The sequence below is a fragment of the Actinoplanes campanulatus genome, from assembly GCF_014647795.1.
Lineage (GTDB): Bacteria > Actinomycetota > Actinomycetes > Mycobacteriales > Micromonosporaceae > Actinoplanes > Actinoplanes campanulatus.
This window is the reverse complement of the sequence record NZ_BMPW01000022.1, coordinates 17,085-42,463: the sequence shown is the minus strand read 5'-3', so window position 1 is coordinate 42,463 and position 25,379 is coordinate 17,085. Positions and strand designations below refer to the sequence as shown.

The 25,379-nt window shown below is 72.2% G+C and carries 23 protein-coding genes and 1 riboswitch; of the genes, 9 read left to right on the top strand and 14 right to left on the bottom strand.

Annotation, left to right across the window (positions count from 1 at the left end):
* Positions 1-421 precede the first annotated feature (421 nt).
* The gene (locus tag IEZ13_RS35290) at positions 422-727 is read left to right on the top strand and encodes a hypothetical protein (protein ID WP_183219868.1); all 306 of its coding nucleotides are present in this window, start codon (positions 422-424) and stop codon (positions 725-727) included.
* A gap of 183 nt (positions 728-910) precedes the next feature.
* On the opposite strand, the gene IEZ13_RS35285 is transcribed toward IEZ13_RS35290, so the two are convergent.
* Entirely contained in the window at positions 911-1,585 is a 675-nt protein-coding gene (locus IEZ13_RS35285) for a hypothetical protein (protein WP_183219867.1), read from the bottom strand.
* 59 nt (positions 1,586-1,644) lie between these two features.
* On the opposite strand from IEZ13_RS35285, the gene IEZ13_RS35280 reads away from it, so the two are divergent.
* On the top strand, positions 1,645-2,901 hold the full coding sequence (locus tag IEZ13_RS35280) for an MFS transporter (RefSeq protein ID WP_183219866.1): 1,257 nt from the start codon (positions 1,645-1,647) through the stop codon (positions 2,899-2,901).
* On the opposite strand, the gene IEZ13_RS35275 is transcribed toward IEZ13_RS35280, so the two are convergent.
* A complete protein-coding gene (locus tag IEZ13_RS35275) occupies positions 2,876-3,829 on the bottom strand; it encodes a DUF2332 domain-containing protein (RefSeq protein ID WP_183219865.1) in 954 nt (317 codons plus the stop codon). The two genes, IEZ13_RS35280 and IEZ13_RS35275, sit on opposite strands and share 26 nt — an antisense overlap.
* Positions 3,817-4,452, bottom strand: coding sequence for a spermine/spermidine synthase domain-containing protein (locus IEZ13_RS35270; RefSeq protein WP_183219864.1), 636 nt, complete (start codon positions 4,450-4,452; stop codon positions 3,817-3,819). Before IEZ13_RS35270 ends, IEZ13_RS35275 begins: the two co-directional genes overlap by 13 nt.
* Positions 4,453-4,508: 56 nt before the next feature.
* Here IEZ13_RS35270 and IEZ13_RS35265 point away from each other — a divergent pair, with 56 nt between their 5' ends.
* Positions 4,509-4,985, top strand: a complete 477-nt coding sequence (locus IEZ13_RS35265; protein ID WP_183219863.1) for a hypothetical protein — start codon at positions 4,509-4,511, stop codon at positions 4,983-4,985.
* Between the two features lie 150 nt (positions 4,986-5,135).
* Here the strand turns inward: IEZ13_RS35265 and IEZ13_RS35260 are convergent, their stop codons facing one another.
* Both IEZ13_RS35260 and IEZ13_RS35255 read right to left on the bottom strand, forming a co-directional pair.
* The gene (locus IEZ13_RS35260; protein ID WP_183220169.1) at positions 5,136-5,969 is read right to left on the bottom strand and encodes an ATP-grasp domain-containing protein; all 834 of its coding nucleotides are present in this window, start codon (positions 5,967-5,969) and stop codon (positions 5,136-5,138) included.
* Positions 5,970-6,186: 217 nt separating this feature from the next.
* Positions 6,187-6,750 carry a hypothetical protein gene (locus IEZ13_RS35255; RefSeq protein ID WP_183219862.1) on the bottom strand — a complete coding sequence of 188 codons (564 nt, stop codon included), beginning with the start codon at positions 6,748-6,750 and terminating at the stop codon, positions 6,187-6,189.
* 311 nt (positions 6,751-7,061) lie between these two features.
* Between IEZ13_RS35255 and IEZ13_RS35250 the strand changes: the two genes are divergently transcribed.
* Complete coding sequence (locus tag IEZ13_RS35250) at positions 7,062-8,327, top strand: glutamate-cysteine ligase family protein (RefSeq protein WP_229795437.1); 1,266 nt, start codon at positions 7,062-7,064, stop codon at positions 8,325-8,327.
* A 413-nt stretch (positions 8,328-8,740) separates the two neighbouring features.
* Here the strand turns inward: IEZ13_RS35250 and IEZ13_RS35245 are convergent, their stop codons facing one another.
* On the bottom strand, positions 8,741-8,977 hold the full coding sequence (locus tag IEZ13_RS35245; RefSeq protein WP_183219861.1) for a hypothetical protein: 237 nt from the start codon (positions 8,975-8,977) through the stop codon (positions 8,741-8,743).
* 284 nt (positions 8,978-9,261) lie between these two features.
* Here IEZ13_RS35245 and IEZ13_RS35240 point away from each other — a divergent pair, with 284 nt between their 5' ends.
* Entirely contained in the window at positions 9,262-9,615 is a 354-nt protein-coding gene (locus tag IEZ13_RS35240) for an ArsR/SmtB family transcription factor (protein ID WP_183219860.1), read from the top strand.
* Complete coding sequence (locus tag IEZ13_RS35235) at positions 9,612-10,094, top strand: SRPBCC family protein (RefSeq protein WP_183219858.1); 483 nt, start codon at positions 9,612-9,614, stop codon at positions 10,092-10,094. Before IEZ13_RS35240 ends, IEZ13_RS35235 begins: the two co-directional genes overlap by 4 nt.
* Positions 10,095-10,147: 53 nt before the next feature.
* On the opposite strand, the gene IEZ13_RS35230 is transcribed toward IEZ13_RS35235, so the two are convergent.
* The 4 genes from IEZ13_RS35230 to IEZ13_RS35215 form a co-directional block, all read right to left on the bottom strand.
* Complete coding sequence (locus IEZ13_RS35230) at positions 10,148-11,407, bottom strand: glycosyltransferase (RefSeq protein WP_183219856.1); 1,260 nt, start codon at positions 11,405-11,407, stop codon at positions 10,148-10,150.
* The gene (locus IEZ13_RS35225) at positions 11,404-13,614 is read right to left on the bottom strand and encodes a glycoside hydrolase domain-containing protein (protein ID WP_268240182.1); all 2,211 of its coding nucleotides are present in this window, start codon (positions 13,612-13,614) and stop codon (positions 11,404-11,406) included. Before IEZ13_RS35225 ends, IEZ13_RS35230 begins: the two co-directional genes overlap by 4 nt.
* A 33-nt stretch (positions 13,615-13,647) precedes the next feature.
* The gene (locus IEZ13_RS35220; RefSeq protein WP_183219854.1) at positions 13,648-15,927 is read right to left on the bottom strand and encodes a putative bifunctional diguanylate cyclase/phosphodiesterase; all 2,280 of its coding nucleotides are present in this window, start codon (positions 15,925-15,927) and stop codon (positions 13,648-13,650) included.
* A gap of 67 nt (positions 15,928-15,994) precedes the next feature.
* Entirely contained in the window at positions 15,995-17,221 is a 1,227-nt protein-coding gene (locus tag IEZ13_RS35215; RefSeq protein WP_183219852.1) for an aminotransferase class V-fold PLP-dependent enzyme, read from the bottom strand.
* Positions 17,222-17,237: 16 nt separating this feature from the next.
* Positions 17,238-17,352: riboswitch (SAM riboswitch) on the bottom strand.
* Positions 17,353-17,426: 74 nt separating this feature from the next.
* On the opposite strand from IEZ13_RS35215, the gene IEZ13_RS35210 reads away from it, so the two are divergent.
* Both IEZ13_RS35210 and IEZ13_RS35205 read left to right on the top strand, forming a co-directional pair.
* Positions 17,427-18,206, top strand: coding sequence for a DUF1684 domain-containing protein (locus IEZ13_RS35210; protein ID WP_183219850.1), 780 nt, complete (start codon positions 17,427-17,429; stop codon positions 18,204-18,206).
* Between the two features lie 9 nt (positions 18,207-18,215).
* A complete protein-coding gene (locus IEZ13_RS35205) occupies positions 18,216-19,280 on the top strand; it encodes a M20 family metallopeptidase (protein ID WP_183219848.1) in 1,065 nt (354 codons plus the stop codon).
* On the opposite strand, the gene IEZ13_RS35200 is transcribed toward IEZ13_RS35205, so the two are convergent.
* The gene (locus IEZ13_RS35200) at positions 19,269-19,823 is read right to left on the bottom strand and encodes an HD domain-containing protein (RefSeq protein WP_183219846.1); all 555 of its coding nucleotides are present in this window, start codon (positions 19,821-19,823) and stop codon (positions 19,269-19,271) included. The two genes, IEZ13_RS35205 and IEZ13_RS35200, sit on opposite strands and share 12 nt — an antisense overlap.
* Positions 19,824-19,888: 65 nt before the next feature.
* Positions 19,889-20,209: an STAS domain-containing protein gene (locus tag IEZ13_RS35195; protein WP_183219844.1), complete on the bottom strand. Its 321-nt coding sequence runs from the start codon at positions 20,207-20,209 to the stop codon at positions 19,889-19,891.
* A 299-nt stretch (positions 20,210-20,508) separates the two neighbouring features.
* On the opposite strand from IEZ13_RS35195, the gene IEZ13_RS35190 reads away from it, so the two are divergent.
* Positions 20,509-22,044, top strand: a complete 1,536-nt coding sequence (locus tag IEZ13_RS35190; protein WP_229795435.1) for a glycoside hydrolase domain-containing protein — start codon at positions 20,509-20,511, stop codon at positions 22,042-22,044.
* On the opposite strand, the gene IEZ13_RS35185 is transcribed toward IEZ13_RS35190, so the two are convergent.
* Both IEZ13_RS35185 and IEZ13_RS35180 read right to left on the bottom strand, forming a co-directional pair.
* Positions 22,030-23,691 carry a sensor histidine kinase gene (locus IEZ13_RS35185; protein WP_229795433.1) on the bottom strand — a complete coding sequence of 554 codons (1,662 nt, stop codon included), beginning with the start codon at positions 23,689-23,691 and terminating at the stop codon, positions 22,030-22,032. The two genes, IEZ13_RS35190 and IEZ13_RS35185, sit on opposite strands and share 15 nt — an antisense overlap.
* A gap of 6 nt (positions 23,692-23,697) precedes the next feature.
* Positions 23,698-25,344: a sensor histidine kinase gene (locus IEZ13_RS35180; RefSeq protein WP_229795431.1), complete on the bottom strand. Its 1,647-nt coding sequence runs from the start codon at positions 25,342-25,344 to the stop codon at positions 23,698-23,700.
* Positions 25,345-25,379 lie beyond the last annotated feature (35 nt).

Genomic DNA, 25,379 nt, shown 5'->3' with positions numbered 1-25,379 from the left:
TGGAACGCCCCCGACAACGGCGGCCGCTCCGCCGGTTCCGCACAGCGCCTGCCGGGTCACGCCTGTGCCGCGGCCGCCGGGCGGAGATCGGTGGTCACCCTCACCGCCGCCGGAAGCGGCAGCACGCGGCCAGCGGGCCCGCCCGGCTACCGATCCAAGGGCGCCCGCGACGGGGTGGGCGCACACGCTCGGACCCGCGGTGTGCGGCTGCAAACGTGATAGGGCGGATACACGCACACGAATCTCACATCGTGTGAGACGTTCCACCCTGGAACCGCAACCGCCCACCCGGCTGACCGACGTTACGGGCGCGTGCTGAGCAGGCGTTACGGCCGTGAGTGGGAAGGTGGGTGCGGTCGAGCCAGCGACCTGGGGACGATCGCGGAGCGGTGGGCTCAGGTGGCGTGGCTACATTCGGCCCATGGGTGAGATGCGGATCGAGGACGCCTGGCCGGACCCGCTCGGCGGGGTGGCCGTGACCGGCCGGCTGCGAGGCGGGCCGATCCGGCGCGGCGAAACGCTCCGGCTCACCGAGAACGGCCGGTCGTTCCCGGTCACGGTGGTGCGCTTCCTGCGGTTGTGCGGCCGGCAGGATCCCGAGATCGCGCGCCCGGAGGAGAACACCGGCCTGGTGTTGCGCTCCGTTCCGGAGGGACTCTCCCTCATCGGCGGGCTGCTGCTCACCGAGCCGGGCGATCTTGACCGAAGGCCGGAACAGCGGCCGTAACGCGGCGGGCCGGTTGAACGAGATCAGCCGGATGCCGGGCCCCTCGCCGAGCGGCCCGGCCCGCTACCGCGAACTCGGCGTGCCGTGATGGAAGATCACCGGTAGTCCGGCCGGATCACCGGCGTCACACGGGCGGGCTCGAGGGTGATGCCGGCCGCAGGCGTCATGTCGAAGAAATCCAGATCAGTCGTGGAAGACCTCCCAGACCGGGTTGTGTGGGCGTAACGGGCGCAGCAGGGCCCGATGGCGGGCGCCGACGTAGAACTCGTGGTGGTCGCCGGAGTCGTCCTGGGGACCGGTGTGGATCACCAAGCCGGGGCCGGCGTAGGTGTGCATCGCGACGCCGGGCCAGGACAGCGGGCGCAGCGGAACCCTCGTCAGGCCGGCGGTCATCCGGGTGGCCTCCTCGGCGGTGCATAGGGCGAAACCGCCGACCGGGCCGTCCAGCGCGGCCCGGGCCAGCACGAAGTGCAGCAGGAAGGCGCTGAGCCGGTCACGTTCGGGGACGAGATCGCCGTCGTAGTCGTAGAAGACCGGTGGGTCGGGCTCCGACGGGTCGAGCAGCAGCCGGAAGACGCCGTCGGACTCGTGGCCGAACGGGATCAGCCCGTCCGGCCGGGGGTCGCCGAACGGCTCACGCGCGATCTTGGCGGACTGGCCGTGGACGGCGTCCCGCCCGGCGGCGATCCGGTGGAACTCGCGCAACGACGGCGGGCCCCATGAGGCGGGAACGCCGGGTGGCTCGTCGGCGAACCAGCCGGTGACGAACCGGTCGAGGGCCACCAGCGGGTCGGCCGGAAGCAGGTCGAGCCAGTCGAGGGAGGGCTGTCCGGGCGCCTCGCCCTGCGTGATCGGCATGGGCGCAACCTACCGGCGGGGTCTGACAGAAAGCGGCGGGCCGCCGGTAGGGTGCGCCGGTGGCACTCGGCTCGGACTTTCGGCGTCTGTGGGCGGCGTACGCGGCTAGCGAGATCGGCACCGGGATCGGCTTCGGCGCGCTTCCGCTGGTCGCGATCCTGGTGCTGGAGGTCCCGGCCTGGCAGGTGTCGCTGCTGGCCACGATGTCCGGGCTGGCGGCCGCCGCGGTGGCGGTTCCGGCCGGTCCGTGGGTGGAGTTCCGCCGGAAGCGGCCGGTCATGGTCGGCGCCGACCTGGCCCGCGCGCTCGCCCTGTTCAGCGTGCCGGTGGCGCTCTGGTTCGGCGTGCTCGGCTACGGGCAGCTCAGCCTGGTGGCGGCGATCCAGGCGGCCGCCGCGATCGTCTTCGCGGCAGCCAGCGGCGCCCACCTGAAAGCGCTGGTGGCGCCGGGTGACCGGGCCACCGCGACGGGCCGGATGGAGGCCACGTTCTGGACCGCCTACAGCGCCGGCCCACCGATCGGCGGGGCGCTGACCTCGTGGGTGGGCGTCGGCTGGACGGTGACCGTCGACGCGGTGAGTTTCCTGCTGTCCGCGGCCGGTGTCCGCAGTCTGCGCGGCCCGGAGCCGGAGCCACCACGGCGTGAGCCGGGCGCCGGCCGGTGGGCGGAGATCGGGGCCGGCTGGCGGTACGTGTTCGCCCACCGTGACCTGCGGGCCCTGTTCCTCAACGCGCAACTGTTCGGGTCCGGCATGATGGCCGCCTCACCTCTGCTGGCCGTCCTGATGCTCGACGAACTGGACTTCCCGGCCTGGCAGTACGGCATCGGCTGGGGCATCCCCTGCCTGGGCGGCGTCCTGGGCGCCCTGGCGCTGGCGCCGCTGACCCGCCGGTTCGGCCAGCGCCGGGTCCTGCTGTGGTCGGGTGTCTGGCGGGCGGTGTGGCTGTGCCTGCTGGCGTTCATGCCGGCCGGACTCCCCGGGCTGCTGCTGATGATCGTGGTGGAGACGTTCGCCCTGTTCGCGACGGGGGTATTCAATCCGGCGTTCGCGGCGTACCGGATGGAGCAGACCGAGGACCGCTACATGACCCGGGTGATCTCGGCGTGGTCGATCTCGTCGCGGATCTGCCAGCCGGTGGGCATCGCGCTGGGCGGGCTGCTGGCCGCGCTCACCGACGTACGGACCGCCCTGGCGATCTGCGGCCTCGCCGTCGCGGCCAGCGTCGTCCTGCTCCCCTGGCGGCACGGCAACCCGGGTCGCCGGCTCCCGTGTACGCCCGAGCCCGGCTCTATGGACGGTCACCGAACCAGCTGAGAGCCTCGCCGTGCGGGCGGGCCCACGCCAGCGGGCGGCCGTCCAGCGCGAGCACGTTGTGCAGGCGCTCGTCCGGTGGGTTCGGCAGGCCGGCGTGATCGAGAACGGTCGGGTTCTCCACCGCGATCCAGTGGGCGCGCATCGTCCGTACCAGATCGGTGAAGGCCCGGCGCCGATCGGCCGGAACCTGGTAGAGGACCGACGTGTGGAAGACGACCAGGGTGGCCTCCGCCGGCGCCTTGGCCGCCAGCGCCGGCAGGTCGTCGACCAGGTCACCACGGACCAGCAGCGGCGGATCGGCGGCGGCAACGCGGGCGGCGGCACGCTGACGCTCGCGGCGGTCGTCCTGCTCCGGCCAGATCAGCGCCTGGAGCCAGGCCGTGTCGCCCGGGTCGGTGACGTCGAGGGGATTCAGGTCGAGGCCGGCCCGCCAGACCACCTCGGGCAGCCTGCTCGGCGGATCGATTCCGGTCAAGGCACAGTCGAGGAGCGGACCACCGTCGCCGAGGACGTGATCGCCGTAGCGGTACGCGTACCGGTCGGGGAAGAGGTTGAGGCCGGCCGACGCGCCCACCTCGAGCAACGCCAGGGGTTGCGGCAGCGCCGCGAGCAGCGGCAGCAGCAGCGCGCACCGGGCCGGCTCGTTGGTCTGCGTCGCCCGGCGGCGGATCTCGTGCGCGATCCGCTCCCAGTTGGCCGCCGCGAACTCCAGGAACGCCGGCGGGTCGGTGACCGGCGCGCCCAGGAACCGGCCGGCCGCGAACAGCAGGTTCGGCTGCCGTTTCGCCGGCGGCAACGTGTCCAGCAGGCCGATCAGGTGGGCGTCGCGGGAGACGGCGACGGCGAGATTCTCGTACGCCGGGGACTCGCCCGCGGCCTCACGGGCGGCGAACTCACCGTAGATCAGCGCGGTCGTCACCCCGCGCATGATGCCACGTAGACGACATCCGGCTCACCGCGCCCGACCGGCACCCGAACCGTGCGGACCGGCCCGATCGTCCGGGTCAGGGTGGCCTCGAAGCTCGGCTCGGCCGACGCGCTCCAGACCGCCAGCACCCCGCCCGGCCGCAGATGGTCGCGCAGCATCGCCAGCCCGGCCGCCCGGTACAGCCCCGTGTTGTGATCGAACACGGTCCAGCCGGGGCCGTTGTCGACGTCCAGGCAGATCACGTCGAACCGGTCGCTGGTCCCGGTGAACCAGGCCGCCAGATCGGCGGTCACCACCCGCACCCGGGGATCGTCGAGCGCCCCCTCGCTGAATTGTCGGAGCACCCCGTGATGCCACCGCACCACGGCCGGTTCGATCTCCACGACGACGATCTCCGCGGCGTCCGTGTGGACCGCTTCGGCCAGCGAGAACCCCACTCCGAGGCCGCCGATCAGCAGCCGCGGGCCGGGCGGCGCGGCGGCCAGGGCGGCCCGCACCAGGATCCGCTCCGACTCACCCGACCGGGTGTCCATCAGGAAGACACCGTTGCTGATCAGCTCGAAATGCCCGGCCCGGCGCCGCAGGACCAGCTCACCGCGCTCGGTGAAGACCCGTTCGTCCATGGGCGGCAAGCCTACGCAACCGATGGATACCCGTCGATGAGCTACGGTGGCCTGTCGTGAACCCTGTCCCGGATCACTGCACCCGGGCCCTGGCCAAGGCGCAGCGCAACAGCGTCGACACCAGCGGCGCCCTCGCCATCGCCCACACCCGCGACGGCGGCGCCGACCTCTACCTCCTCGTCTACCCCGACCGGCTCGAACTCGCCAGCGCCGGCACCCTGATGCGCGCCGGCGCCGGCCGCGAACGGATCCCCCTCACCGCCGTCACCTCGGTCACCGCTCACCGCGGCCTCCTCCGCTCCCGGATCGACATCGAGACCGGCGGCCACACCGTCTCGTTCGGCACCGACCGCCCGACCGCGCCCTACCTGGCCGACCTCATCCAGCAGCGGCTCGCCGGCACCCCCGCCCTCTCCCTCTCCCCCGACAACACGGCCCTGCTCCACCACCTCACCGAACTCCACGCCGCCGGCCTGCTCACCGACGAGGAATACACCACCAAACGCGACAACCTCCTCAAACCCCCTTCATAGGTACGCCCACCCGCACCACCGTGGGCAAACCGCGACCTCGCCGCCCACGCCGCGACGCGCCCGCTGGGCGTGAGCGAGCCCGCAGCGGACCGGCCATCGCCGGGAACCGGGCCACCACGGCACGAACCTAACGAGGGGGTACGACAGAAATCAGGCCCCGAACAGCGCCTCGATCAACTCCTCCGGCGGCGTACCGGACGGACGGTCGCTCACCTGGCCGTCGCCGACCTCGACGATCCGCCACCGCCCGTCGGCACGCCTGACCAGGTCGGCCGTCACGAACGGCAAACCCAGCGATCGTACGGCGGACTCCGCCACACCGATCTCGAGATCCGCGGGCGGCTGCGCCTCCGGGGTATCCGGGTGGGCCGTGACCAGCCGGCACGAGCCATCCACCCACCACGTGCGTACCTCCGCGCCGGTGAACGACTCGAACCGGCGCACCACGAAGCCACCGGCGAAATCGTCGCCGCGCAACTCCCGGAACCGGCTCGCGACCCGCCACGTCGCCGGCTCGTCCGCGACGTCCGGCAGGAACGCCGCCTCGTCCCAGTGGTGCTTCATCGACTTGGTGTAGTCCCGCAGCACCGCGGGCCCGGCACCCAGCGCGGCGCACGCCCGCCGGAAGTCCTCCCGGTCGTCGCCTTCGGTCCACGCCGACTCGGGGGTGCCGCCCGCGGCCGCCGCATACCAGCCGGGCAACTCGTGTGCCCGCCGGTACGAAGCGGCCCCGGTCCGCAGCGTCACCCCACGAGCGGCCAGCGCTCCGGCCATCGCCGCGTACCGTCCGCTGTCGAGCATCCATCCCCGATAGACGGCGGCGGTGCTCGCCGGGACGCGCGCCACCGCGGCGTCCCAGCCGCTCAGCGCGTCATGGTCGACCAGGGCGACCTCGATCCCGGCCTCCCGGGCGGCCCGCGCCTCCGCGGCGAAGTGCTCATCAGGGCGGCGCGGGCGCAGGACATCAGCGGGCAGCAACAGCATCACGCCACGATGATCGCTCACTGCCCAGCCAGCCGACGACCGCTGGGCCGACCGAGCGGCGCGGGCCCAGCCGGACAGCACGAGCCCAGCCGAGCCGCGCGGCCCTGGCCGGGCAGCACGAGGCCGACGGGACCTTTCTGGTTTCCGGGCGCTTTCCCGGGGAGCCAGGACACACCCGGACGTGGTCGCGGGTGAGGTCTCCGAACGGCGCGGGATCTCAGACGTAGCGGCGGGTCAGGCCGGCACGGCGGCGATCGGGGCGGGCCAGCGGCGCGAGCGCGGCGAGCAGGATCAGGGCGGCCAGTGGGAGGTTGTCGACGTCCAGAGTGAGCGCCACGATGCCGGCCCCGAACATCAGTGGGCTCCACGCCGGGGCCCGCCGGGCGGCGACCATCAGGCCGAGCAGGGTGAGCATCCCGAGGGCGAATAGCAGCGGGCCGGCGACCTGGAGCGGTTCGGGCAGCGGGGCGGCCGCCCGGAAGGCGGGTGACAGATCCCCGGCGATCACCCAGAGGAAGGCGGCCACACCGGACAGGGTCATGGCGGCGGCCACCGTGGCGACCGGTCCGGCGCCCGGCGGGGCAATCCTGCGCAGGCCGACGGCGAGCACACCGAACAGCACCATGGCGGCGAAGAACGCCAGGTGCCCGGCGATCCAGGCGAGGTCACCCGGGTCGCGGGCGCTGTCCAGGCCGTCGATCAGGCGGAGCAGCCCGTAGACCAGCATGAGAGCCGGCGCGTCCAGGGCGGCGAAGCGAACGATGACGCTGTTCGATGGCATGGCCTGACCGTATGGCCGTGCCGTATCAGTCCGGCACCGGTGCTTCCCCTGCCCCAACCCCGATTCCCCGCTAAGGGCTCCCCGCCACCTCCCCTAAGGCATCCTAGGAACCCATCCCGAAAGGAGGGGGACGCTTCTTTCAAGCGGCGGCATGGTCGATCCCGTCCGGACCGCTCCACCCGCATCGGGCGATTCAGGCATTCACGAAGCGGTGAACACGGGAACCGGGACCGCATGACGACATTATTCCTAGTAGGCAGATAGGAATGCTATGCTCGCCGCTCCTGGGACGGGGTGGAGGCGGGGCCGGTATGGGGAGCCTGAGTGAGCGGGCGGCCGAGGAGTTCGTGGCGGCGCGGGCGTTCGCACCGGGGCTGCCCGGGTTCGTGGGGATCACCGTCGATCTGCCGGTGGAGCCGGGGTGCGCCCCGATCGGGCGGCGGTCGCTGCGGCACGGGTTCCTGGACATCCGGTCACCGCGGGTGATGACCGTCAGTGGACCGCCGTCGCCCGGGATCGAGATGGCGCTCCGGCGGATGAGTGACGACCTGGCCGCCTCGGCGCGAATCGCGGAGCAGCATCGACTCAGCGTGTCCGGGCAGGCCCCGACCGGCACGGAGCAACGCCGGCTCAGCATGCCCGGACAGGTCACGACTGGCTCAGACCACCGGCCCAACGTGCCCGGACAGACCACGACCAGCACAGACCATCGGCCCAACGTCCCAGGACAGACCACGACCAGCACAGACCATCGGCCCAACGTCCCAGGACAGACCACGACCAGCACAGACCATCGGCTCAGCATGTCGGGACAGGCCTCGGCCGGCGTGCAGTCGGACGGTGTCGAGCAGGCGACGTGGTCGGCGACCGCTGGGATCCGGGTGGGGCTCGAGGCGGGACTGGACGGGGGCGGGCCGCTCGGGCTGCCACGCCGCTGGGCGCTGGCGCACACGCTCGCTCCGGTGCTGGCGGCCGCCTTCGCGAACTCGCCGTTGCGGCACGGTCGACCGACCGGCTGGCGCAGCGTACGCCAGGCGGTGCGACGCACCCTGCCGGTCCACCCTGGAGGCGGGGATCCGCGGTCCGCTTGGACGGCGTACGCGATGGGGGCCAGCGGAAGCGGAGGCAGCTCGCCGCGGCAGACGCTCCGCGAACTGGGCCGGATCACCATCGCCGACCTGGAACGGCACCTGGCCGGGCTGCGGCCGCCGGTGGCCGCGCGCGGCCATCTCGAACTCGACGTGGCCGACCACCAGCCGGGCGACGGCTGGCGGGTCGTGGCGGCGGTGACGTCGACCCTGCTGGACGATCCGCGGGCCGCCACGGAGGCCGCCGAGGCGACCGGGCATCTGGCCGGCGAGCCCGCACTGTGGGAACGCGCGGCCCGGGACGCGCTCACCGATCCGGTGCTGGCGGCCGCCGCGCGGGACTGCTTCCTGGCCGCTTACGCGGGCCTGGCCCGGCAGGGCGTCTCGCGGGAGCTGCGCGACGCGGTCGCCGATTTCACCGAGAGGTACGTCTACCGGGGCCGCTGTCCCGCCGACGACGTCCTGGACCGGGCGACCGCCCGCCCCTGACCCCGCCGCCGGGCGGCCACACACCACCCAGGCCCCCAGGCCGGGCAGGCGCACACAACACCGCGAACGTGTGAGCCTGCCCGGCCTGGGGTGCCGCTGTACGACGTCGGCGGGACGGACGGTAGGGCCGGAAGCAAGAAGGACCGGGTGTCTGGGGTGACACCGGCGACGCCCCGGCGAGACCGGCGCTCGGGCCGGAAGCGGGAGGACCGGGTACCCGGTGAGCCGGCCTCGGCCACTGATCAGGGCGACCCGCGGGTGTGGCCGGTCGTGTCCGGCTGGCGCTCAGTGCCGCCTCAGGAGCGCTGAGACGTCCCACGGTCGGCCGGCAACGCACGACCGGCCGTGACCCGGCGATGAGTCAGCGCCCGCGGGGGATGGTCGAGGCCCCGGGTGAGCGGCGGGGCGGTGGCCTAGCCGGCGGTGGAGTAGCGGACCACCGGGCCGGCGGCGGGTGGGGACAGGGTGACCGACGGCGGGCTCACCGTCCGGGTGGCCTCGGTGACGAAGCGCTCCGCCACGGCGATGGCGTCCAGCACCGTGGTGTGGCGTTCGCCGGGCTGGACGCGGCGGGAGGCGGCCAGCTCGTCGCGCAGCAGTGTCATCCGGGCGATGCAGTCGTCGATCAGCGTCATCATCTCGTCGTGCACGGAACGCTCCTCCCCGTCGGATGGTCCCCGGGCGTGCTCGGCCAGAGCCGGTGAACGGCATGGGGGGTGAGTGAGATCGATCCTAGGCCCCGGAAGCCCTCGAATGGGCACAGATCAGTAACCGATTGTCGAGACTGTGTTTACAGGATGTTTTCGGGGGGACGACAGTCCGGTTTAGCACTTCGCCGCTAAATCGATCTGACGAGCACTTTCAACCATTGAGTTGACAAGCACGCAGAACCGGCCTAACTTGAGTTTCAACCGGAGAGTTGAAACGAGGGGCCATGTCGGCGGATTCACTGTCCCGGGTGTTCGCGGCACTCGCCGATCCCACCAGGCGGGACATGGTGGCCCGGCTGTCCGACGGGGACGCGACGGTCAACCAGCTCGCCGAGCCGTACCGGATGTCGTTGCAGGCGGTCTACAAACACCTGCGCGTGCTGGAGGAGGCGGGGCTGGTCACCCGGCCGCCGGGGCCGCAACCCCGGGCGGTGCACCTGGAGACGGAGGTGTTCGACCGGATGAACGACTGGATCGAGCGCTACCGCAGCCGCGCCGAGCGCCGGTTCAGCCGGCTCGACACGGTTCTGGAAGCGATGCGCACGGACGAGAAGCCAGAGGGAGAAGGACAGCAATGAACAAGATCGTGGAGACCACCATCGAGGCCGACCCGAAGCTGCCGATCATCCGGCTCACCCGGGACTTCGCGGCCACCCCGGCGCAGCTGCTCAGGGCGCACACCGATCCGGAGATCTTCGTGCAGTGGAGCGGTCCGGACTCGTTGACCAACACCATCGACTACTGGGACGCGCGGACCGGCGGCAGTTGGAGGTATGTGGCGAGGCGCGGCGACGAGGAGTACGCGTTCCGCGGCACGTTCCACGAGGTGGGACCGGAGCGGATCGTGCAGACATTCACCTTCGAGGGCCGGCCGGAGGGCGTGGCGCTGGAGACGCTGTGGTTCGAGGACCTCGGCGACGGGCGGACCCGGCTGCACGCGCAGTCGCTGGTGGACAGCTTCGAGGGCCGGGACGCCTGGCTGCAGAGCGGCATGGAGGTCGGCGTCAACGAGGGCTACGCCAAGCTCGAGCGACTGGCCACAGAGCACAAGATCTAGATCAGAATCCGAGGGTACGGGGGACGAGCGCGCGCTCGTCCCCCGTACCGTCGTCATTCGGTCTTGATCTGGAAGAGCTGGTCGAAGACGGCGCCGCGGTCGAAGGTCATGGCGTGCGCCCGCGCGCGCACCTCCAGGTCCCGGCGCTGTTCGGCGGACATCTCGAGCACCACCCGGTCGACCGCCTCGGCGAGCCCGCCGATGTCGCCCGCCTCGACGATGACCGCGGTGTCGCCGACCGCCTCGCCCACTCCCCCGGTCGTGGTCGTGATGATCGGCCCGCCGCCGGCGAGGGCCTTCTCGGCGAGCGCGATGCCGAAGGTCTCGACGAAGTCCGGCTCCGGCTTGGTGGGCAGCGCGTACGCCGCGCACCCGGCCATGAGCAGCGGCTTCTCGTCGTCGTCCACATCGGTGAGGAAGATGATCCGGTCGTCCTCCTTGGCCATCGCCCGCACGTGTTCGAGGGCCGGCCCGGTGCCCGCCACGACGAGTGGCACGTCGTCCCGGCAGCGCATCTGGCCGTACGCGATGACCAGGTCGTAGATGCCCTTGGCGCGGGCCACCCGGGAGAGGAACAGGATGTACCTGCCGCGTGCCAGGCCGCGGCGGGCCAGGGCGGCGTCGACGGCGGCCGGATCGGGGTCCACGAAGGCGGCGGCGTCGATCGGCGGGTAGCTGACGGTGACCCGGTCCCGGCACTGCCCGGCGAAGGTGGTGCCGCAGTGGGCGTCCACCTCCTCGGCCGCGGCGATGATCTCGTCGCGGGTGTACTCGGAGACGGCCACCACCTGGTCGCTGGCCAGGAAGGTGGTGAGCAGCACGGTGGCCGCCCCGAACCGGCCCTCGCGCAGGCAGGAGCGGATGACGTTGGTGACGTCGGAGCCGACCGCCTTGGCGATGGTGTGCACGTCGGATGCGAATCCGGCGGCCCGGGCCGCGGTGACCGCGTCGTTGATCACCTGGGTGTGCGGCACCAGGTACATCGACAGGCAGACGGTGGGCACCGGCTCGGCGAGCAGTTCGACCAGGCGGCCGGTGAGCCCGGCCAGGTGGCGGCCGTCCGGGACCCGGTAGTCGCCCACCGCCTCGGGCCGTTCCACGGTGATGCCGGGGCTGTACGGCAGCAGCCGGTCGAGCGGCTTGAGCGGCAGCCCGGCCGATTGCAGGGCGGGGATCGGCCAGGTGAGCAGCCGGACGTCGTCGAAACCACGGGTGAGGGCCACTTCGGCGAGGTTGCGGGCCTCACCGGAGTGTCCACAGATGACCGGATCGGCTCGGACCGCGATCACGAGGCGGCGGGTCGGTCGGCTCATCGGCGTTCCTTAGGGTGCGGATCGGAGAGGGAAGGCGGCCGGATCCGTTGCCCCCAGGTGGAGGGCTCGGGCCCGAGCCGCAGATGCAGCCGTCCGCCGTGATGGACGTCGGCCGCGTTCAGGTGGGTGGCGTGCAGGGGCCTCCCGTTGAGGGTCGCGGATTGAACGTACTGGGGTGGCGGGTCGCGGTCGATCCCATCGACACTAATCGATGATTCTCTATGCCCGGTGGTCTCGATGACGAACTCGCCGCCCTCGACCTGGAGCGAGGCGCGGTCGAAGGCGGGCGCGCTGACCAGGAACAGGTTCTGTCCGGCCACCGGGAACAGGCCCAGTGACGCCCAGACGTACCAGGAGCTCAGGCCGCCGGAGTCGTCGTTGCCCGGAAGCCCGCCCGGTCCGGTGCCGAACTGCCACGTCAGCGCCGCGTTCACGATCTCGGCGGTGCGGTCCGGGCGGCCCGCGTAGTGGTAGGCCCAGGGCACTTCCATGTCCGGCTCGTTGTTCAGGCCCTCGAAACGGTTGAGCGCGTACCCGGCGGTCATCTCGATCGGATCCGGGCATCGGCCGGGCTGCTTGACCGGCTCGGCGCCGTAGCCGAAGAACCGGTCCAGCATCGCGGTGAACGCGGTGTCGCCGCCGGCCATCCGGATCCGCCCGGCCATGTCGTGCAGCAGCCGGAACGAGTAGTTCCACTTGCCGCCCTCGTAGAACTCCGAGTCGCGCAGCAGGCCGGTGGCCGGGTCGAAGGCGTTGATCCAGTCGCGGCTGCGCCGCTCCAGATCATCGGCCAGGCGGTGGTCGTTCAGGGCGCGGGCCACCTGCGCGGTGCAGTGATGGGCGTACGCGAGATCGAGGGTGTGCGTGATCGGGTGCACCACGCCGTGCTCCCAGAAGTCCTCACCGTAGAGCCGGCGCAGGTCGTCGACCATGTGCACGAGCGCCCAGCTCCAGTCGATGCCCGGCCGCCGCAGCGCGTGCACGTCGGCCAGGGCGGTGTGCGCGAGCGCGCTGGCCTGCCGGAAGAACCGGTCGGCGCCGCGGGCCATCCGGTAGCCGATCGGGAAGTTGCCCTCCTCCTCGCACACCCGGATCAGCGACTCCAGCACGTCGCCGGCCCGGTCCGGGACGATCGCCGACAGCAGCGGGATCTGCGTCTTGTAGATGTCCCACATGGTGCAGACGTCGAACGCGTACGGGCCGGGGTCGGGCCAGTTCGGGCTCTCGTCCTCGGCGATGCACGGCTTGATCAGCGAGTGGTAGAGGGCGGTCGCCATCACCGTGCGGCGCGCGTCCGTACCGCCCTCGACCCGCACCCGGCCCAGGTGGTCGCGCCAGCGGGAGCGAGTCCGGGCGCGGACCGTCTCGAAGGCGCTCTGCCCCGCGCCGCACTCGCGTTCCAGGTTGCGCCGGGCCTGGTCGCAGCCGCGCAGCGAGAAGCCCAGCCGGACCTCGATGGTCTGCCCGGCCCGGGCGGCGCCCATGAAGAGCATGCCGAACGGGCGCAGCGTGGTGTGCCGGATGCTGTCGAAGTCGAGCCGGGTGCCGCCGGGGATGAGCCGCCGGTCGTACCAGAGCATCTGCCGCCAGCCGGGACTGTCCACCTCGGCGTACACCGACAGCGGCACGCCCTCCATGACCACGGTGCCCTGCGCCCGGCCGTGGCCCATGCTCTCGATCTGGGCACGCAGCGGCACGGTCCGGCCGAGGTCGATGGCGAGGCCGCCGCAGGACAGGTCGATGACGAGCCGGGCGCTGTGGTGGTCGGGGAAGGTGTAGCGGTGCACCGCCACCTTCTCGCCGACGGTGATCTCGGAGCGGATGCCGGTCGCGAGGTTGGCGGCGTAGTAGCCGGCCTCGGCCCGCTCGTCCTCCAGCGCCCAGGACTGGCCCAGGTCGTCGAGCGGCTGCACCATCGGGGTGACCCGCACGTAGTTGTAGTACTTGCGGATGGCGCCGGTGCCGGACTGCTGGAAGTGGGTGAAGCCGGACGCCTGCATCCGGCCGAACATGTCCTCCGGCACGCCCTCGGTGTTCTTGGCGTACCGGCCGTAGCCGGTCGGGTAGGCCCCCGAGTAGGCACAGGCGGAGACCATGCCGAAGGGGGAGGTGGCGCCCGGGTGGGTGTTGCCCACCTGAGGTTTCGGCCACCACCAGGTAGCGGCGAGACCGTGTGCGCGGGGCAGATCGGTGGCCGCGGTGCCGATGAAGGGATCAACGTTGTCCAGGATGGCCGGACTCTAACCGGCCAGAACCGTCCCGGTGGTTTCGTTCAAGTGAACTCCACCCGAGGTGGCCCTTTCGTGGGATGCCAGGAGCATCCGGTCGAACGCCGGGGCGGGCAGCGGCTTGCTGAACAGATAGCCCTGCACCGCCGGGCAGCCGGCGGCCTTGAGCGCCTCCCAGTCGGACGGTTCCTCGACGCCCTCGGCGATCGTGGACATGCCCAGCGAGTGTGCCAGCCACAGCACGGCCTGGATGATCGACGCCTTGCGCGGGTCCTCGGCCAGACCGGCCACGAACGAGCGGTCCAGCTTGACGATGTCGGCGGGCAGCGATTTGAGCCAGGTCAGCGAGCTGTAGCCGGTGCCGAAGTCGTCCAGGGCGATGCGCACGCCGAGGCGCTTGAGCGAGGCGAGGCGCTCGCTGACGTCGACCGTGGAGGACAGCAGCGCGGTCTCGGTGATCTCCAGGACGATCCGGGACGGGTCCAGCCCGGGGACGCCGGCCAGCACCCCGGCCACCATCGGCACGAAGTCGGGTTCGGCGAGCTGTCGCGGGCTGACGTTGACCGACACGTAGCCGAGCCGGTCCGACCAGTGCAGCAGGTGGTCGACGGCGGAGCGCAGCACGTGCTCCCCGAGCTTCACGATCAGGCCGGTCTCCTCGGCGGCGCCGATGAAGTGGTAAGGCGTGAGGATCTCGTCGTCCGGGGTGCGCATCCGGACCAGGGCCTCGGCGCCGGCGATCCGCCCGGTGGCGGTGGTGACCACCGGCTGGAACCATAGCGGCAGGGTGACCCGGAGTTCGCCGGACAGCGCGCGGCGCAGCCGGCCCTCCGCGGCGAGCTTCTCCTGTACGGGGACGCGCAACTGCTCGGTGAACACCTGGAGCCGGTTGCCGCCGCCGCGCTTGGCCGCGTACATGGCGGTGTCCGCGGCGAGCACGGCGTCCTCGGCGGGCACCCCACTGAAGGCCGTGGTGACGCCGATGCTGACCGACACCGGCAGCCCGGAGCCACCGACGGTGAGCGGCTCCGCGAGCGCCCCGAGGATACCGTTGCCGACACGCAGGCCGGTGCCGGACGGGCCGGGCAGGGCCGCGATGAACTCGTCGCCGCCGAGCCGGGCGAGCAGGGCGCCGTCCGGGACGACCTGGGCGAGGCGTGCGGCCAGGGCACGCAGCACGTCGTCGCCGGCGCCGTGGCCGACCCCGTCGTTGATCGACTTGAAGCGGTCGACGTCCAGGTAGATGACGCTGACCGGTTCGGCGCTGGTCTCCAGCATCAGCTTCAGGTCATGCTCGAACGCCTTGCGGGACAGCAGGCCGGTGAGCGAGTCGTGCCGCACCTGGTAGCGCAGCTCGGCCTCATGGTCGCGGGTCGCGGTGACGTCGACGCAGTGCGTCACGATCAGCCGCAGCCGGTCGTTCCGGTCGTACAGGCCGGTGGCGTGGATCTGCACCCAGATCAGCGAGCCGTCGTCGGCACGCCGGAACTGCCGGGTCACGGTCAGCGGCTCGCGGGACTCGGCGACCATCTCCAGCATTCTGCGCTCGTCCGCGGCGACCGGGACGAGCGGCAGGTCCGCGATGCCGAACCCGTCCGGGAGCCGGTCGGGCAGGCGCAGCCAGGCCCGGTACGCCGGGTTGGTCCGCTGGAGCCGCCCGTCCGGGCCGAACATGGCCATCGGGACCGGCGTCTCGTCGAAGGCGACGCTGAGCTGGGCCTCGCTGTCGTCCAGGTTCTCCTGCGCGCGCCGCTCCTCGGTCTCGGTCAGCCGCCAGGCGATCAGCTGGAACCCGGCGGCGGCGAGCACCGCGGCACCGTGCAGCAGCGCCCACATCAGCGGGCTCGTCTGCGCCTGGTGGTGTCCGAAGGTGTGGTCGGCCTGGATCACGCCGAACCCGGCGTGGTGGACGACAGTGGCGGCCAGGAAGCCGCCGAACGGCACCCAGTCACGGTAGAGGGCGAGCGCCGGCACCGCGATGAAGAACGAGAAGTGCGCCTCGGTGAGGCCGTGGCAGAGGGCCACGAACCCGGCGCACGCGGCCGCGAAGCCGAACGCCACCACGATCGACCGGGCCCGCCGGTTGCCCAGGCGTACCGCGCCGACCAGGCAGGGCAGCAACAGCCCGTCGATGAGCAGCAGGTCGTTCGGGTGTTCGGCACGGAACACGCCGAAGACCGTCAGCAGCACCATGCAGACGGTGAGCAGCACCGTCAGAAGCCGGTGCCGACCGTCCCAGTCCTCGTCACGGAGACCGCCGCCGGCCGGGAGCCGGTCACGGAGCCGCGTCATCCACGTCGCCACGTGACGCACGATCGGCTCCGAGGGGCTCGCGTCAGAGAACCTCTCCGGTAGCGAATCAGGTGCTGAGCACCGCGCGGAGCCCGGCGAGCAGCCGGGTGGTGTCCTCGGCGGTGCTGCCCAGGCCGAAGCTGATCCGCAGCAGCCCGGGCGGGCCGTCCCCGCAGCTTCCGGCCCGGCCGTCGCGGGTGAGCCGGCGGACCAGCGGGTGGGCGCAGAACTGCCCGGCCCGTACGCCGATGCCGTGCTCGGCGTCCAGCCGCCGGGCCACGGCCGCCGGGTCGGCGGCGTCCAGGGCCAGCGAGACGATCCCGACCCGGGGGTGGTCCGGCCCGAAGACGCTGACCTCGGTGGCCCCCGGCAGATCGGCGAGACCGTCGCGCAATCCGGCCAGCAGCTCCTGCTCGTGGGCGTGCAGGGCGGTCCGGTCGGCGGCGTCCAGCGCCTCGCAGACCGCGGCCAGCGCCACCGCGCCGGGCAGGTTCGGGGTGCCGCCCTCGTGCCGGGCCGGGCCGGTGGCCCAGGTCAGGTCGCCGGGACGGTCGCCCACCACGGCGCTCGCGCCGCCACCGGCGAGGTACGGCTCCGCCGCGTCCAGCCAGTCCGCACGGCCGGCCAGCACCCCGGCGCCGAACGGGGCGTACAGCTTGTGGCCGGAGAACGCCAGGTAGTCGGCGCCCAGGTCGTCGAGGCTCACCGGGGCGTGCGGGGCCAGCTGGGCGGCGTCGACGATCACCCGTACGCCGTGCGCGCGGGCCACCTCGGCGAGCTCGCGGACCGGCCACACCTCGCCGGTGACGTTGCTCGCGCCGGTGACGGTCAGCAAGGCCGGTCCGGTCAGGCCCTCGCACGCCTGCCGTAGCGCGGTGACGGCGTCCCCGGCCGACGCCGGCAGCGGCAGGCGCAGCGGGTTCGGCCAGGGCAGCAGGTTGGCGTGGTGCTCGCCCTCGAACTGGATCGTGGTGGTGCCCGGCGGCAGCGCGCGGGCCAGCAGGTTGAGCGCGTCGGTGGTGTTCCGGGTGAAGATCACCGCGTCGCCGGGGCGGGCGCCCACGAACTCGGCGACCACGTCGCGGGCCAGCTCGTACGCCAGCGTGGAGCCGCGGGAGCGGACCCCGGTGCCCCGGTGCACCGAGCCGTAGCGCGGCAGGAGGTCCTGGACCGCGTCGGCCGCGGCCCGCACGCACGGCGCCGACGCCGCGTAGTCGAGGTGGGCGAAGCGCACCATCTCACCGGAGGGGAGGGCTACCTTGAGATCGTCGCCGAGGATGTCGAGAGATGGCATGACCGTGCCTCCACGGGTTCGCCGTTTGCCGGTGTCGGGCGACACCGGCCCGGTCCTCACCCGGGGCACCCCGTCGCGAACGGAAGGGTTGCCGGCCAGCGAGCCGGGGCTTCGCGCTGGCACTCATGACCTGACGGGGAAGTTAGCAGATGTCACGACCCCGGCCAATAATCCATGCAACAAGTAGAGATTAAGGTCCTGTGGCATGACGACCTTGTTCCAGCAGGAGTGGGACCAGTGGCACGCCGACCACGAGAAGCGGCGCGCCGACCCGCACGGCTTCCTCGCGATCACCGGCCTGCACTGGCTGGACGCCACCCCGCGACGGTTCGACGGCGCGCCCGGCGAGTGGAGCAGCGGACCGGACGGGGTGACCGTGACGCTCGGCGCCGGCGAGACGCTCACCGCCGACGGGCGGGAGGTGACCGGGACGCACCGGTTCCCGCCACTGGCGGAGAACGCCGGCGTCACCGTGGGCCACGGCGGCGCGGTGATCGAGGTCGCCCGGCGGGGCGGCCTCGACGTGATCCGGCCGCGGCATCCGGACAACCCGGTGCTCACCGCCTACACCGGCACACCCGCCTACCCGGCCGAGGAGAAGTGGGTGATCGGCGGCCGGTTCACGGCGTTCCCGGAACCGGTCACCGTCGGGTCGGTGGCCGAGGGCGTCGAGCACGTCTACGAGTCGCCCGGCCGGGTCGAGTTCACGGTGGGCGGGGAGCCGCAGTCGCTGACCGCCTTCAACGGCGGCACGCCGGGGTCGCTGTTCGTGCTGTTCACCGACGCCACCTCGGGGCTGACCACGTACGCCGCGAACCGGAGCCTGTTCATCGCCCCGCCGGAGGAGGACGGGTCGGTGGTGCTCGACTTCAACCGGGCCACGAACCTGCCGTGCGCCTACACCGCGTTCGCGACCTGCCCGCTGCCGCCGGCCGGGAACAGGCTGCCGGTCGCGATCGAGGCGGGAGAGCGGCTCCCGCGGTAGTTTTCATCGATGGATGAGCTCGCCGAACTGATCGGGATCCGGTCCACCGCCGACCGGCCGGCCGACCTGCGGCGGGCGCTCGACATGGTGCTCGGCCTGGTCGGCCCGGGGTTCGAGGTCCGCCGGTTCGAGTCCCGCGGGAAGCCGAGCGCCCTGGTGTCCACCCCGGGCCCGCCCCGGGTGATCCTCAACGCCCACCTGGACGTGGTGCCCGGCGCGCCCGGGCAGTTCACCGCCCGCGCCGACGGCCACCGGCTGTACGGTCGCGGCGCCCACGACATGAAGGCCGCCGCGCTGGTGATGGCCACGGTGTTCCGGGAGGTGGCGCCCACCCTGCCGTACCCGGTGGCGTTGCAGCTGGTCACCGACGAGGAGGTGGGCGGTTTCGACGGCACCGGGCACCAGGTGGCACAGGGCGTCCGGGCCGGCTTCGTGATCATCGGCGAGCAGAGCGGCCTGCGGATCGTCACCGAGTCGAAGGGCATCATCCGGGCCCGGCTCACCGCCACCGGCCGCACCGCCCACGCCGCCTACCCGTGGCTGGGGTCGAACGCGCTGCTCACGGTGACCGCGGCGGTGCGGCGGCTGCTCGACCGGCATCCGGTCCCGGCCGCCGAGGAGTGGACCACGACCGTCAACGTGGCCCGGATCGAGACCTCCAACGAGGCCGCCAACGTGGTTCCGGCGGACGCGTCGGCGCTGGTCGACATCCGGTTCCCACCGTCCGAGGAGGATCTGGCCGGCCGGCCGGCGGACGAGATCGCGGCCCACCTGACGGCGGTGTCCGGGGCCGTGGTCACCGTCGAGGCCCTGGGCGCGCCGCACCACGCCGATCCGGAGAGCGCCGAGGTGCGGCTGCTGCGGAGGGCCGCCCGGGAGGCGGGGTACGACGGCTCGCTGCTGCGCAAGCACGGGGCGGCCGACGGCCGGTTCTACTCGGCGGTGGGCGTGGACGCGGTGATCTTCGGGCCGGGCGGCGACGGGCAGCACGGTCCGGAGGAGTTCGTCGATCTGCGAACGCTCCCGCCGTACCGGAAAGCGCTCGAAGGTTTTCTGAAAGGCCTAGGCGGCTAGCAGGTGCTCGACGCGCGCGGCCGTGTTCTGCAGGTGGGGGCGGCGGTCGGCGTCGACGGCCGCGTTCCACGAGCAGGGGCCGTGCCGGTGCAGCATCTCCGTGTAGCGGGCCTCCGGGTCGACCCGCAGGCCGGTCGGGCCCACCGTCTGGTCGGCGTAGGTGAGGGCGTCGGCCATCAGGCTGCGCTCGTCCGGGAAGGCGGCGAGCTGCCCGGCCAGACCGCGCGCGGCGCCCACGAAACGGGCGCCCGAGTGGTAGGCCACCAGACCGGCGATCCGGGCCGGCCAGCCCTCGTCGCTCAGGTGCACGGCGCCGTCCAGCGGGTGGAAACCGGTCAGCGCGATCGGCTCGGCATAGCCGATGTCGTGCAGCCAGGCGGCCGCGACCAGCACGTCGGGATCGAGGCCGAGCCGGGCGGACAGCTCGGCGGCGCGGTGTGCCACCCCGGCGGTGTGTTTCCAGCGGTTGCCGCTGTCACCGATCAGCGACCCGGCCACCAGCCGGGCCGTCTCGGCACGCGATCGGAGCAGCACATCGGTCATGGGCGGATGCTATGCCGGTGCGGGTTAACGGCGGATGGACGGCCGATGGCCGGTGACCGAAAAGGTCAGTGTCCCCGGACCCGCTGAGCGGGCACACCGGCCGCCGCCAGCTGCTCGGCGAGCCGCCCGTTGGGATTGTCGACGAAGACGGCGACCTGGAGATCGTCGCCGAGGCCGCACGCGGCGGCCACCGAACCCAGGTTGATCGGGTCCAGCTCGGGCACGTCGGCGAGGTCGACGATCAGCCGCAACGGCCGGACGCGGCGCACGGTGTGCACCAGGAGCTGCCGCAACTCCACCGCGACATCGAGGCCGACCGATCCGTGTGGCTGGATGACCACACTGCCGTCGGGGCTGGTGCTCACTTCGAGTACCGAGCTACGCATCGGACTACCTCTCGCTACCCAGCGTTCATCTGGCCGCCCACCCTAGGTCGCGGGGAGCAGACGGGTCACCAACGTCACATGACCATCCGGTGAACAGTTCAGCGACGCGAGCGGTGACCGAACGGTGATCATCCTCGCCCGAATGGACGTATCCGAATCGACAGACGTTTGCTTGTCTCGATGGGCCTTTCGAGACGACGAAGTAGGTCCATATGAACGCTGCGCCCAGCCGAGGGCGTCACCGGTTGCATCCCCGCCGACTCGTCAGGTACCGGAAGCGATTACTCACCGCCCTCATCGTGGCACTGTCGGTCGCCCCGCTGGCGTTCATCAACGGCAACGCCACCGCGGCCGCCGCCCTCGCCCCGCAGCCGGGCGACTTCACCGGGTACGGCTTCGACGCCTGCACGGCACCGTCCAGCGAGACGATGGCGGCCTGGCTGAAGTCGTCGCCGTACCGCGCGGCCGGCATCTACTTCGGCGGCAACAACCGTGGCTGCACGCAGAAGAACCTCACCGCCGAGTGGGTCCGCGAGCAGGTCACCGCGGGGTGGCGGCTGATCCCGCTGTACGTCGGCCCGCAGGCCAGCTGCACGTCGGTCACCAAGAAGAACCTGATCGACAACACGAAGGCCGCGGCACAGGGCCGGGCCACCGCCGAGGACGCGGTCCGGCAGGCCACCGCGCTCGGGCTCGCCAAGGAGAGCGTGCTGATCTACGACATGGAGTCGTACGACAGCAAGAACACCGTGTGCCGCGAGGGCGTGCTCGCGTTCATGAACGCGTGGACCAACCGGCTGCACGACTACGGCTACTTCTCCGGCTACTACAGCAGTGCCGCATCCGGCATCGCCGACATGGTCGCGGTCTACAACAGGCCGTGGTACGTGCGGCCCGACTACATCGACTTCGCCCGCTGGGACCAGGTAGTCACCGTCTCCGACAAGGTGGTCCCGGCGTCGTACTGGGCGCCGAAGCGCCGGATGAAGCAGTACCGGGGCGGCCACCAGGAGACCTGGGGCGGCGTCACCATCAACATCGACAACGACTACCTGGACTTCGCCCGCCTGCCCGGCGCCAAGCTGTCCGACTGGAACCGCAACGGCTGGTCGGACGTGATGGCCCGGACCACGTCGACCGGCAACCTGTTCGCCTACCCGGGCAACGGCGTCTACCTCTCCGAGGGCTACCGCTCCAAGGTCGGCTCGTACGCCTCGGCGAACGCGCTGCTGCGGATGGACCTGAACCGGGACGGCTACGTCGACCTGATCGTCCGGAACCGGGCCGGCGCCGTGTCCTTCTACCCGGGCCTGAGCAGCGGAAAGTTCGGCACTCGCAAGCAGCTCTACAAGAACCTGAGCCACCTGCGGGAGCTGACCGCGATCGGCGACCTCAACCGGGACGGCTACCCCGACATGCTGGCCGCGCAGACCAGCAACGGCAACCTCTACCTCTACCCGGGGGTCAGGGGCGCCAAGTTCGGCAAGCGGAAGGCGATCGCGTACGGCGACTGGAACAACCGCAGCGAGTTCGCCGGCGTCGGCGACTTCGACCGGGACGGTTTCCCGGACCTGGTCGTGAAGCTGAACAGCAACAACGGCATCTATCTGTACCGCGGGAAGTCGGGTGGCCTCCAGGCCGCGCTGCGGATCGGCTCGGCCGCCGGGCTGCGCGACCTGTACGGCATCGGCGACTTCGACCGGGACGGCTGGACCGACCTGGCCGCGGTGCAGTCGTCGACCGGCTACCTGAAGCTCTACCGCGGCACCGGCAAGGCACTGACCGCCGGCCCGAACCTGGCCACCGGGTACAAGGGCCGTTCACCCCTGTTCTGAGGCCTCCGACGGCGCGCCGGGCAGGGTGAACGACACGGTCGTGCCACCGCCGGGGGTCTCGTCCACACGGATGTCCCCGCCGTGCCTCTCCACGATGCGCCAGCACGTGGAGAGGCCGATGCCGTGGCCGCCCGCCGTGCCGTTGCCGAGCCGGGTGAACATGTCGAAGACGCGTTCCCGCTGATCCGGGGGGATGCCGAGGCCGTTGTCGGCGACCCGGACCGTCCAGCCGGCCTCGGCCCGCTCGGCGGTGACCGTCACCCGGCACGGCCGTTGCGGGTCCCGGTACTTGATCGAGTTGCCGACCAGGTTCTGCAACAGCTGACGGACCAGCACCGGGTCGCCGGTCGCCACCGGCAGCGGACGAGGCGCCTCGACCACCGCGCCGGCCGCCTCGGCGGCCGGCCGCAGGTCGCCCTGGACCTGCTCGAAGAGGTCGGCCAGATCGGCCTCGCCCAGCCGCACCGGCGTGCTGCCGGCCTGCGCGTAGTCGAGCAGCGACCGGATCAGTTCCCGCATCCGGCTCACCGCCCGGGTGGCCGCCTCCACCCACTTGCGCGGGCGCCCCTCCACCTCGTCGCCGATCAGCTCCAGGTAGCCGCCGACCGCGGCGAGCGGGGCGACCAGGTCGTGGCTGACCGCCCCGGCGAAGTTGGCCAGGTCGGCGTTGGAGCGGCGCAGCTCGGTGTTGGCCGCGGCCAGCTCGCGGCGGGCCTCCTCGATGGCACGCTGCTGCGCCCGGGCGCCGGTGACGTCGTGCATCGCGACCACCGCGCCGAGCGGGGCGCCGTCCGCGTCGGTCAGTGCCCGGCCGCTGACGCTGACGTGGACCGGGTCCGCACCAGCCCGCTTGATGATCAGCTCGGCGTCTTTGACGGCGCCGTCACGCAGCGCCCGGATCAACGGCGCCCGTCCCGCCGGCAGCGGGGTGTGCCCGTCGGTCTCGAACAGCCGGTACCGGTGCGTGAAATCGTCCGGGTCGACGTCCGGGTCGGCGTCGGTGCCGTGCCATTCACGGGCGGTCCGGTTGAAGAGGGTGAGCCGCCCGGCCGGGTCGGCCGCGACCACCGCCACGTCGATGGTGTCCAGCAGGGTGTCGGTCCACCGCTGCCGTTCCTCGGCCAGCGTGGCCAGCTCGGCGTTGATCCGGGCCTGCCGGCGCCGTTCGAAGAGCGCCAGGACGACCTGGGCCAGGTCCTTGAGCCGGGCGATCTGCTCGCCGGTCAGGTCCCGCGGCACCACGTCGAAGACGCAGAGCGAGCCCAGCGCGTACCCCTCCGGTGTCACCAGCGGCGCGGAGGCGTAGAAGCGCGTGCTGGACCGGTCGCCGTTCACCCACGGGTTGTTCCGGTAGAGGGGGTCGGCGCTGGCGTCCCGGACGTGGGTGAACCGGCCGGTCTCGAAGCGGATGGCGCACATCGACTCGGAGCGGTCCGAGTCCTCGCCCTCGAAGCCGACCGTGGTGAGCTGGCACTGCCGGTTCTCGTCGATCAGGTTGAGCGTGGCGTGCGGCACCCCGGCGACGGCCGCCGCCACCCGCACCACCGCCTCCAGCTCGTCGCCCGCCGGAGAGTCGAGGAGCTGGTACTCGTGTAGTGCCGCGATCCGCGAGCGCTCCCGTTCCGACAACCGTTCCGCCAGATCCACGTGTATTCAATCGGCAGAACGCCCGCTGAACTGACTCGTTGGCCCGTCGGTGACAGGCAGGGTGACGGTGACGGTGAGCCCGCCGCCCGGCGTGTCGTCGAGGGTGATCGTCCCGCCGTGCCGTTCCACGATCCGCTGGCAGCTGGGCAGGCCGATCCCGTGCCCCGGCCGGGAGAACATGTCGAACGCCAGCGCACGCCGCGCCGGCGGGATGCCGGGCCCGTTGTCGGCGATCCGCAGCGACGGCCCGTCGGCGCTCACCTCGATCCGGCACGGCCGGTCCGGGCGCCGGTGTTTCAGCGCGTTGGCGATCAGGTTCTGCAACAGCAACCGGATCAGCACCGGGTCGCCGCACACCGTCGGCAACGGGCCGGGCACGCTGACGCGCGCTCCGGCCGCCACGATCTCCGCGTTCAGGTCCGCCAGGACGTGGTCCAGCACCTCCTTCATCGGTACGTGCACCGCGCGCACCGGCGCACTTCCGGCCCGCGCGTAGCCGAGCAGGGAGTCGATCAGATCCCGCATCCGGCCGACCGCCCGCGCGGCCTCGTCCACCCAGGCGGTCACCCGTTCCGGGCCGTCCTCGTCGCGCAGATCGTCCAGCAGGTCGAGGTAGCCGCCGACCGCCGCGAGCGGGGCCACCAGGTCGTGGCTGACCGCGCCGGCGAAGTCGGTCAGGTCCGCGTTCGACCGGCGCAGCTCGGCGTTCGCGAGGGCCAGCCGCCGGCGGGCCTCGTCGATGATCCGCAGCCGGCTGAGCTCCCCGGTGACGTCCTGCAACGAGACCGCCGCCCCGGTGACGACGCCGCCCGGGCCGCGCATCGCCCGCGCGTTCGCCCGTATCCTCCGGGGCTCCCGGCCCGGCCCCTTGATCATCAGCTCCCGGCCCTGCACCGGCTCCCCGGTGCGCAGCACCCGCACCAGCGGCACGTCCTCCTCCCGCAGCAGGGTGCGGCCGTCGGGTTCGTACAGCTGGTAGCGGCTGGCGATCCCCTCCGGCCCGGCGTCCGGGTCGATCTCCGGGTCGTGCATGTCCCGGGCCGCCCGGTTGTAGAGAAGCAGCCGCCCGGACGGGGTGGCCGCGAGCACCGCCTCGTCGATGCTGTCCAGTACCGTGCGGGTCCACTCCTCGCGGGCCGTGAGGGTGGTCCGGAGGCCGGCGGACAGCCGGGCGTGGCGGCGCCGCTCGAAGAACGCCACGATGATCCCGGCCAGGTCGGTGAGACGGCCGATCTGCTCGTCGTCGAGCCGGCCCGGTTCGTTGTCGAAGACGCAGAGCGTGCCCATCACGTACCCGCTCGGGCTGAGCAGCGGCGCGGACGCGTAGAAGCGGACGTGGCCCAGCTCCCCGGTGACCCACGGGTTGTCCCGGTAGTCCGGCTCCTCGCGGGCGTCCGGCACGTGCACGAACTCGCCCCGGCCCAGCCGCACCGCACACATCGATTCGTCGCGGGCGCAGTCCCGTCCGGCGAACCCGACCGTGGTGTGCTGGTACTGGCGGGCGTCGTCGAGCAGGTTCAGAGAGGCGGTGGGCACCCCGGCCACGGCGGCCGCGACGCGCACGACCGCCTCCATCTCGGCAGCCCGCGGCATGTCCATGAGGTGGTACTCGTCGAGCTCCTCGGCGCGCCGCCGTCCGGTGTCCGTCCCCACGTGCTACCTATCGGCAACCGGACGGCACCCCTGAC

What these genes read in the sequence shown, in the direction of transcription:
- IEZ13_RS35290 (WP_183219868.1), top strand. Translation starts at nt 422, where the DNA reads ATGGGTGAGATGCGGATCGAGGACGCCTGGCCGGACCCGCTCGGCGGG.
- IEZ13_RS35285 (WP_183219867.1), bottom strand. Translation starts at nt 1,585, where the DNA reads ATGCCGATCACGCAGGGCGAGGCGCCCGGACAGCCCTCCCTCGACTGG.
- IEZ13_RS35275 (WP_183219865.1), bottom strand. Translation starts at nt 3,829, where the DNA reads ATGCGCGGGGTGACGACCGCGCTGATCTACGGTGAGTTCGCCGCCCGT.
- IEZ13_RS35270 (WP_183219864.1), bottom strand. Translation starts at nt 4,452, where the DNA reads ATGGACGAACGGGTCTTCACCGAGCGCGGTGAGCTGGTCCTGCGGCGC.
- IEZ13_RS35260 (WP_183220169.1), bottom strand. Translation starts at nt 5,969, where the DNA reads ATGCTGTTGCTGCCCGCTGATGTCCTGCGCCCGCGCCGCCCTGATGAG.
- IEZ13_RS35255 (WP_183219862.1), bottom strand. Translation starts at nt 6,750, where the DNA reads ATGCCATCGAACAGCGTCATCGTTCGCTTCGCCGCCCTGGACGCGCCG.
- IEZ13_RS35250 (WP_229795437.1), top strand. Translation starts at nt 7,062, where the DNA reads ATGGGGAGCCTGAGTGAGCGGGCGGCCGAGGAGTTCGTGGCGGCGCGG.
- IEZ13_RS35240 (WP_183219860.1), top strand. Translation starts at nt 9,262, where the DNA reads ATGTCGGCGGATTCACTGTCCCGGGTGTTCGCGGCACTCGCCGATCCC.
- IEZ13_RS35235 (WP_183219858.1), top strand. Translation starts at nt 9,612, where the DNA reads ATGAACAAGATCGTGGAGACCACCATCGAGGCCGACCCGAAGCTGCCG.
- IEZ13_RS35230 (WP_183219856.1), bottom strand. Translation starts at nt 11,407, where the DNA reads ATGAGCCGACCGACCCGCCGCCTCGTGATCGCGGTCCGAGCCGATCCG.
- IEZ13_RS35220 (WP_183219854.1), bottom strand. Translation starts at nt 15,927, where the DNA reads ATGACGCGGCTCCGTGACCGGCTCCCGGCCGGCGGCGGTCTCCGTGAC.
- IEZ13_RS35215 (WP_183219852.1), bottom strand. Translation starts at nt 17,221, where the DNA reads ATGCCATCTCTCGACATCCTCGGCGACGATCTCAAGGTAGCCCTCCCC.
- IEZ13_RS35210 (WP_183219850.1), top strand. Translation starts at nt 17,427, where the DNA reads ATGACGACCTTGTTCCAGCAGGAGTGGGACCAGTGGCACGCCGACCAC.
- IEZ13_RS35205 (WP_183219848.1), top strand. Translation starts at nt 18,216, where the DNA reads ATGGATGAGCTCGCCGAACTGATCGGGATCCGGTCCACCGCCGACCGG.
- IEZ13_RS35200 (WP_183219846.1), bottom strand. Translation starts at nt 19,823, where the DNA reads ATGACCGATGTGCTGCTCCGATCGCGTGCCGAGACGGCCCGGCTGGTG.
- IEZ13_RS35195 (WP_183219844.1), bottom strand. Translation starts at nt 20,209, where the DNA reads ATGCGTAGCTCGGTACTCGAAGTGAGCACCAGCCCCGACGGCAGTGTG.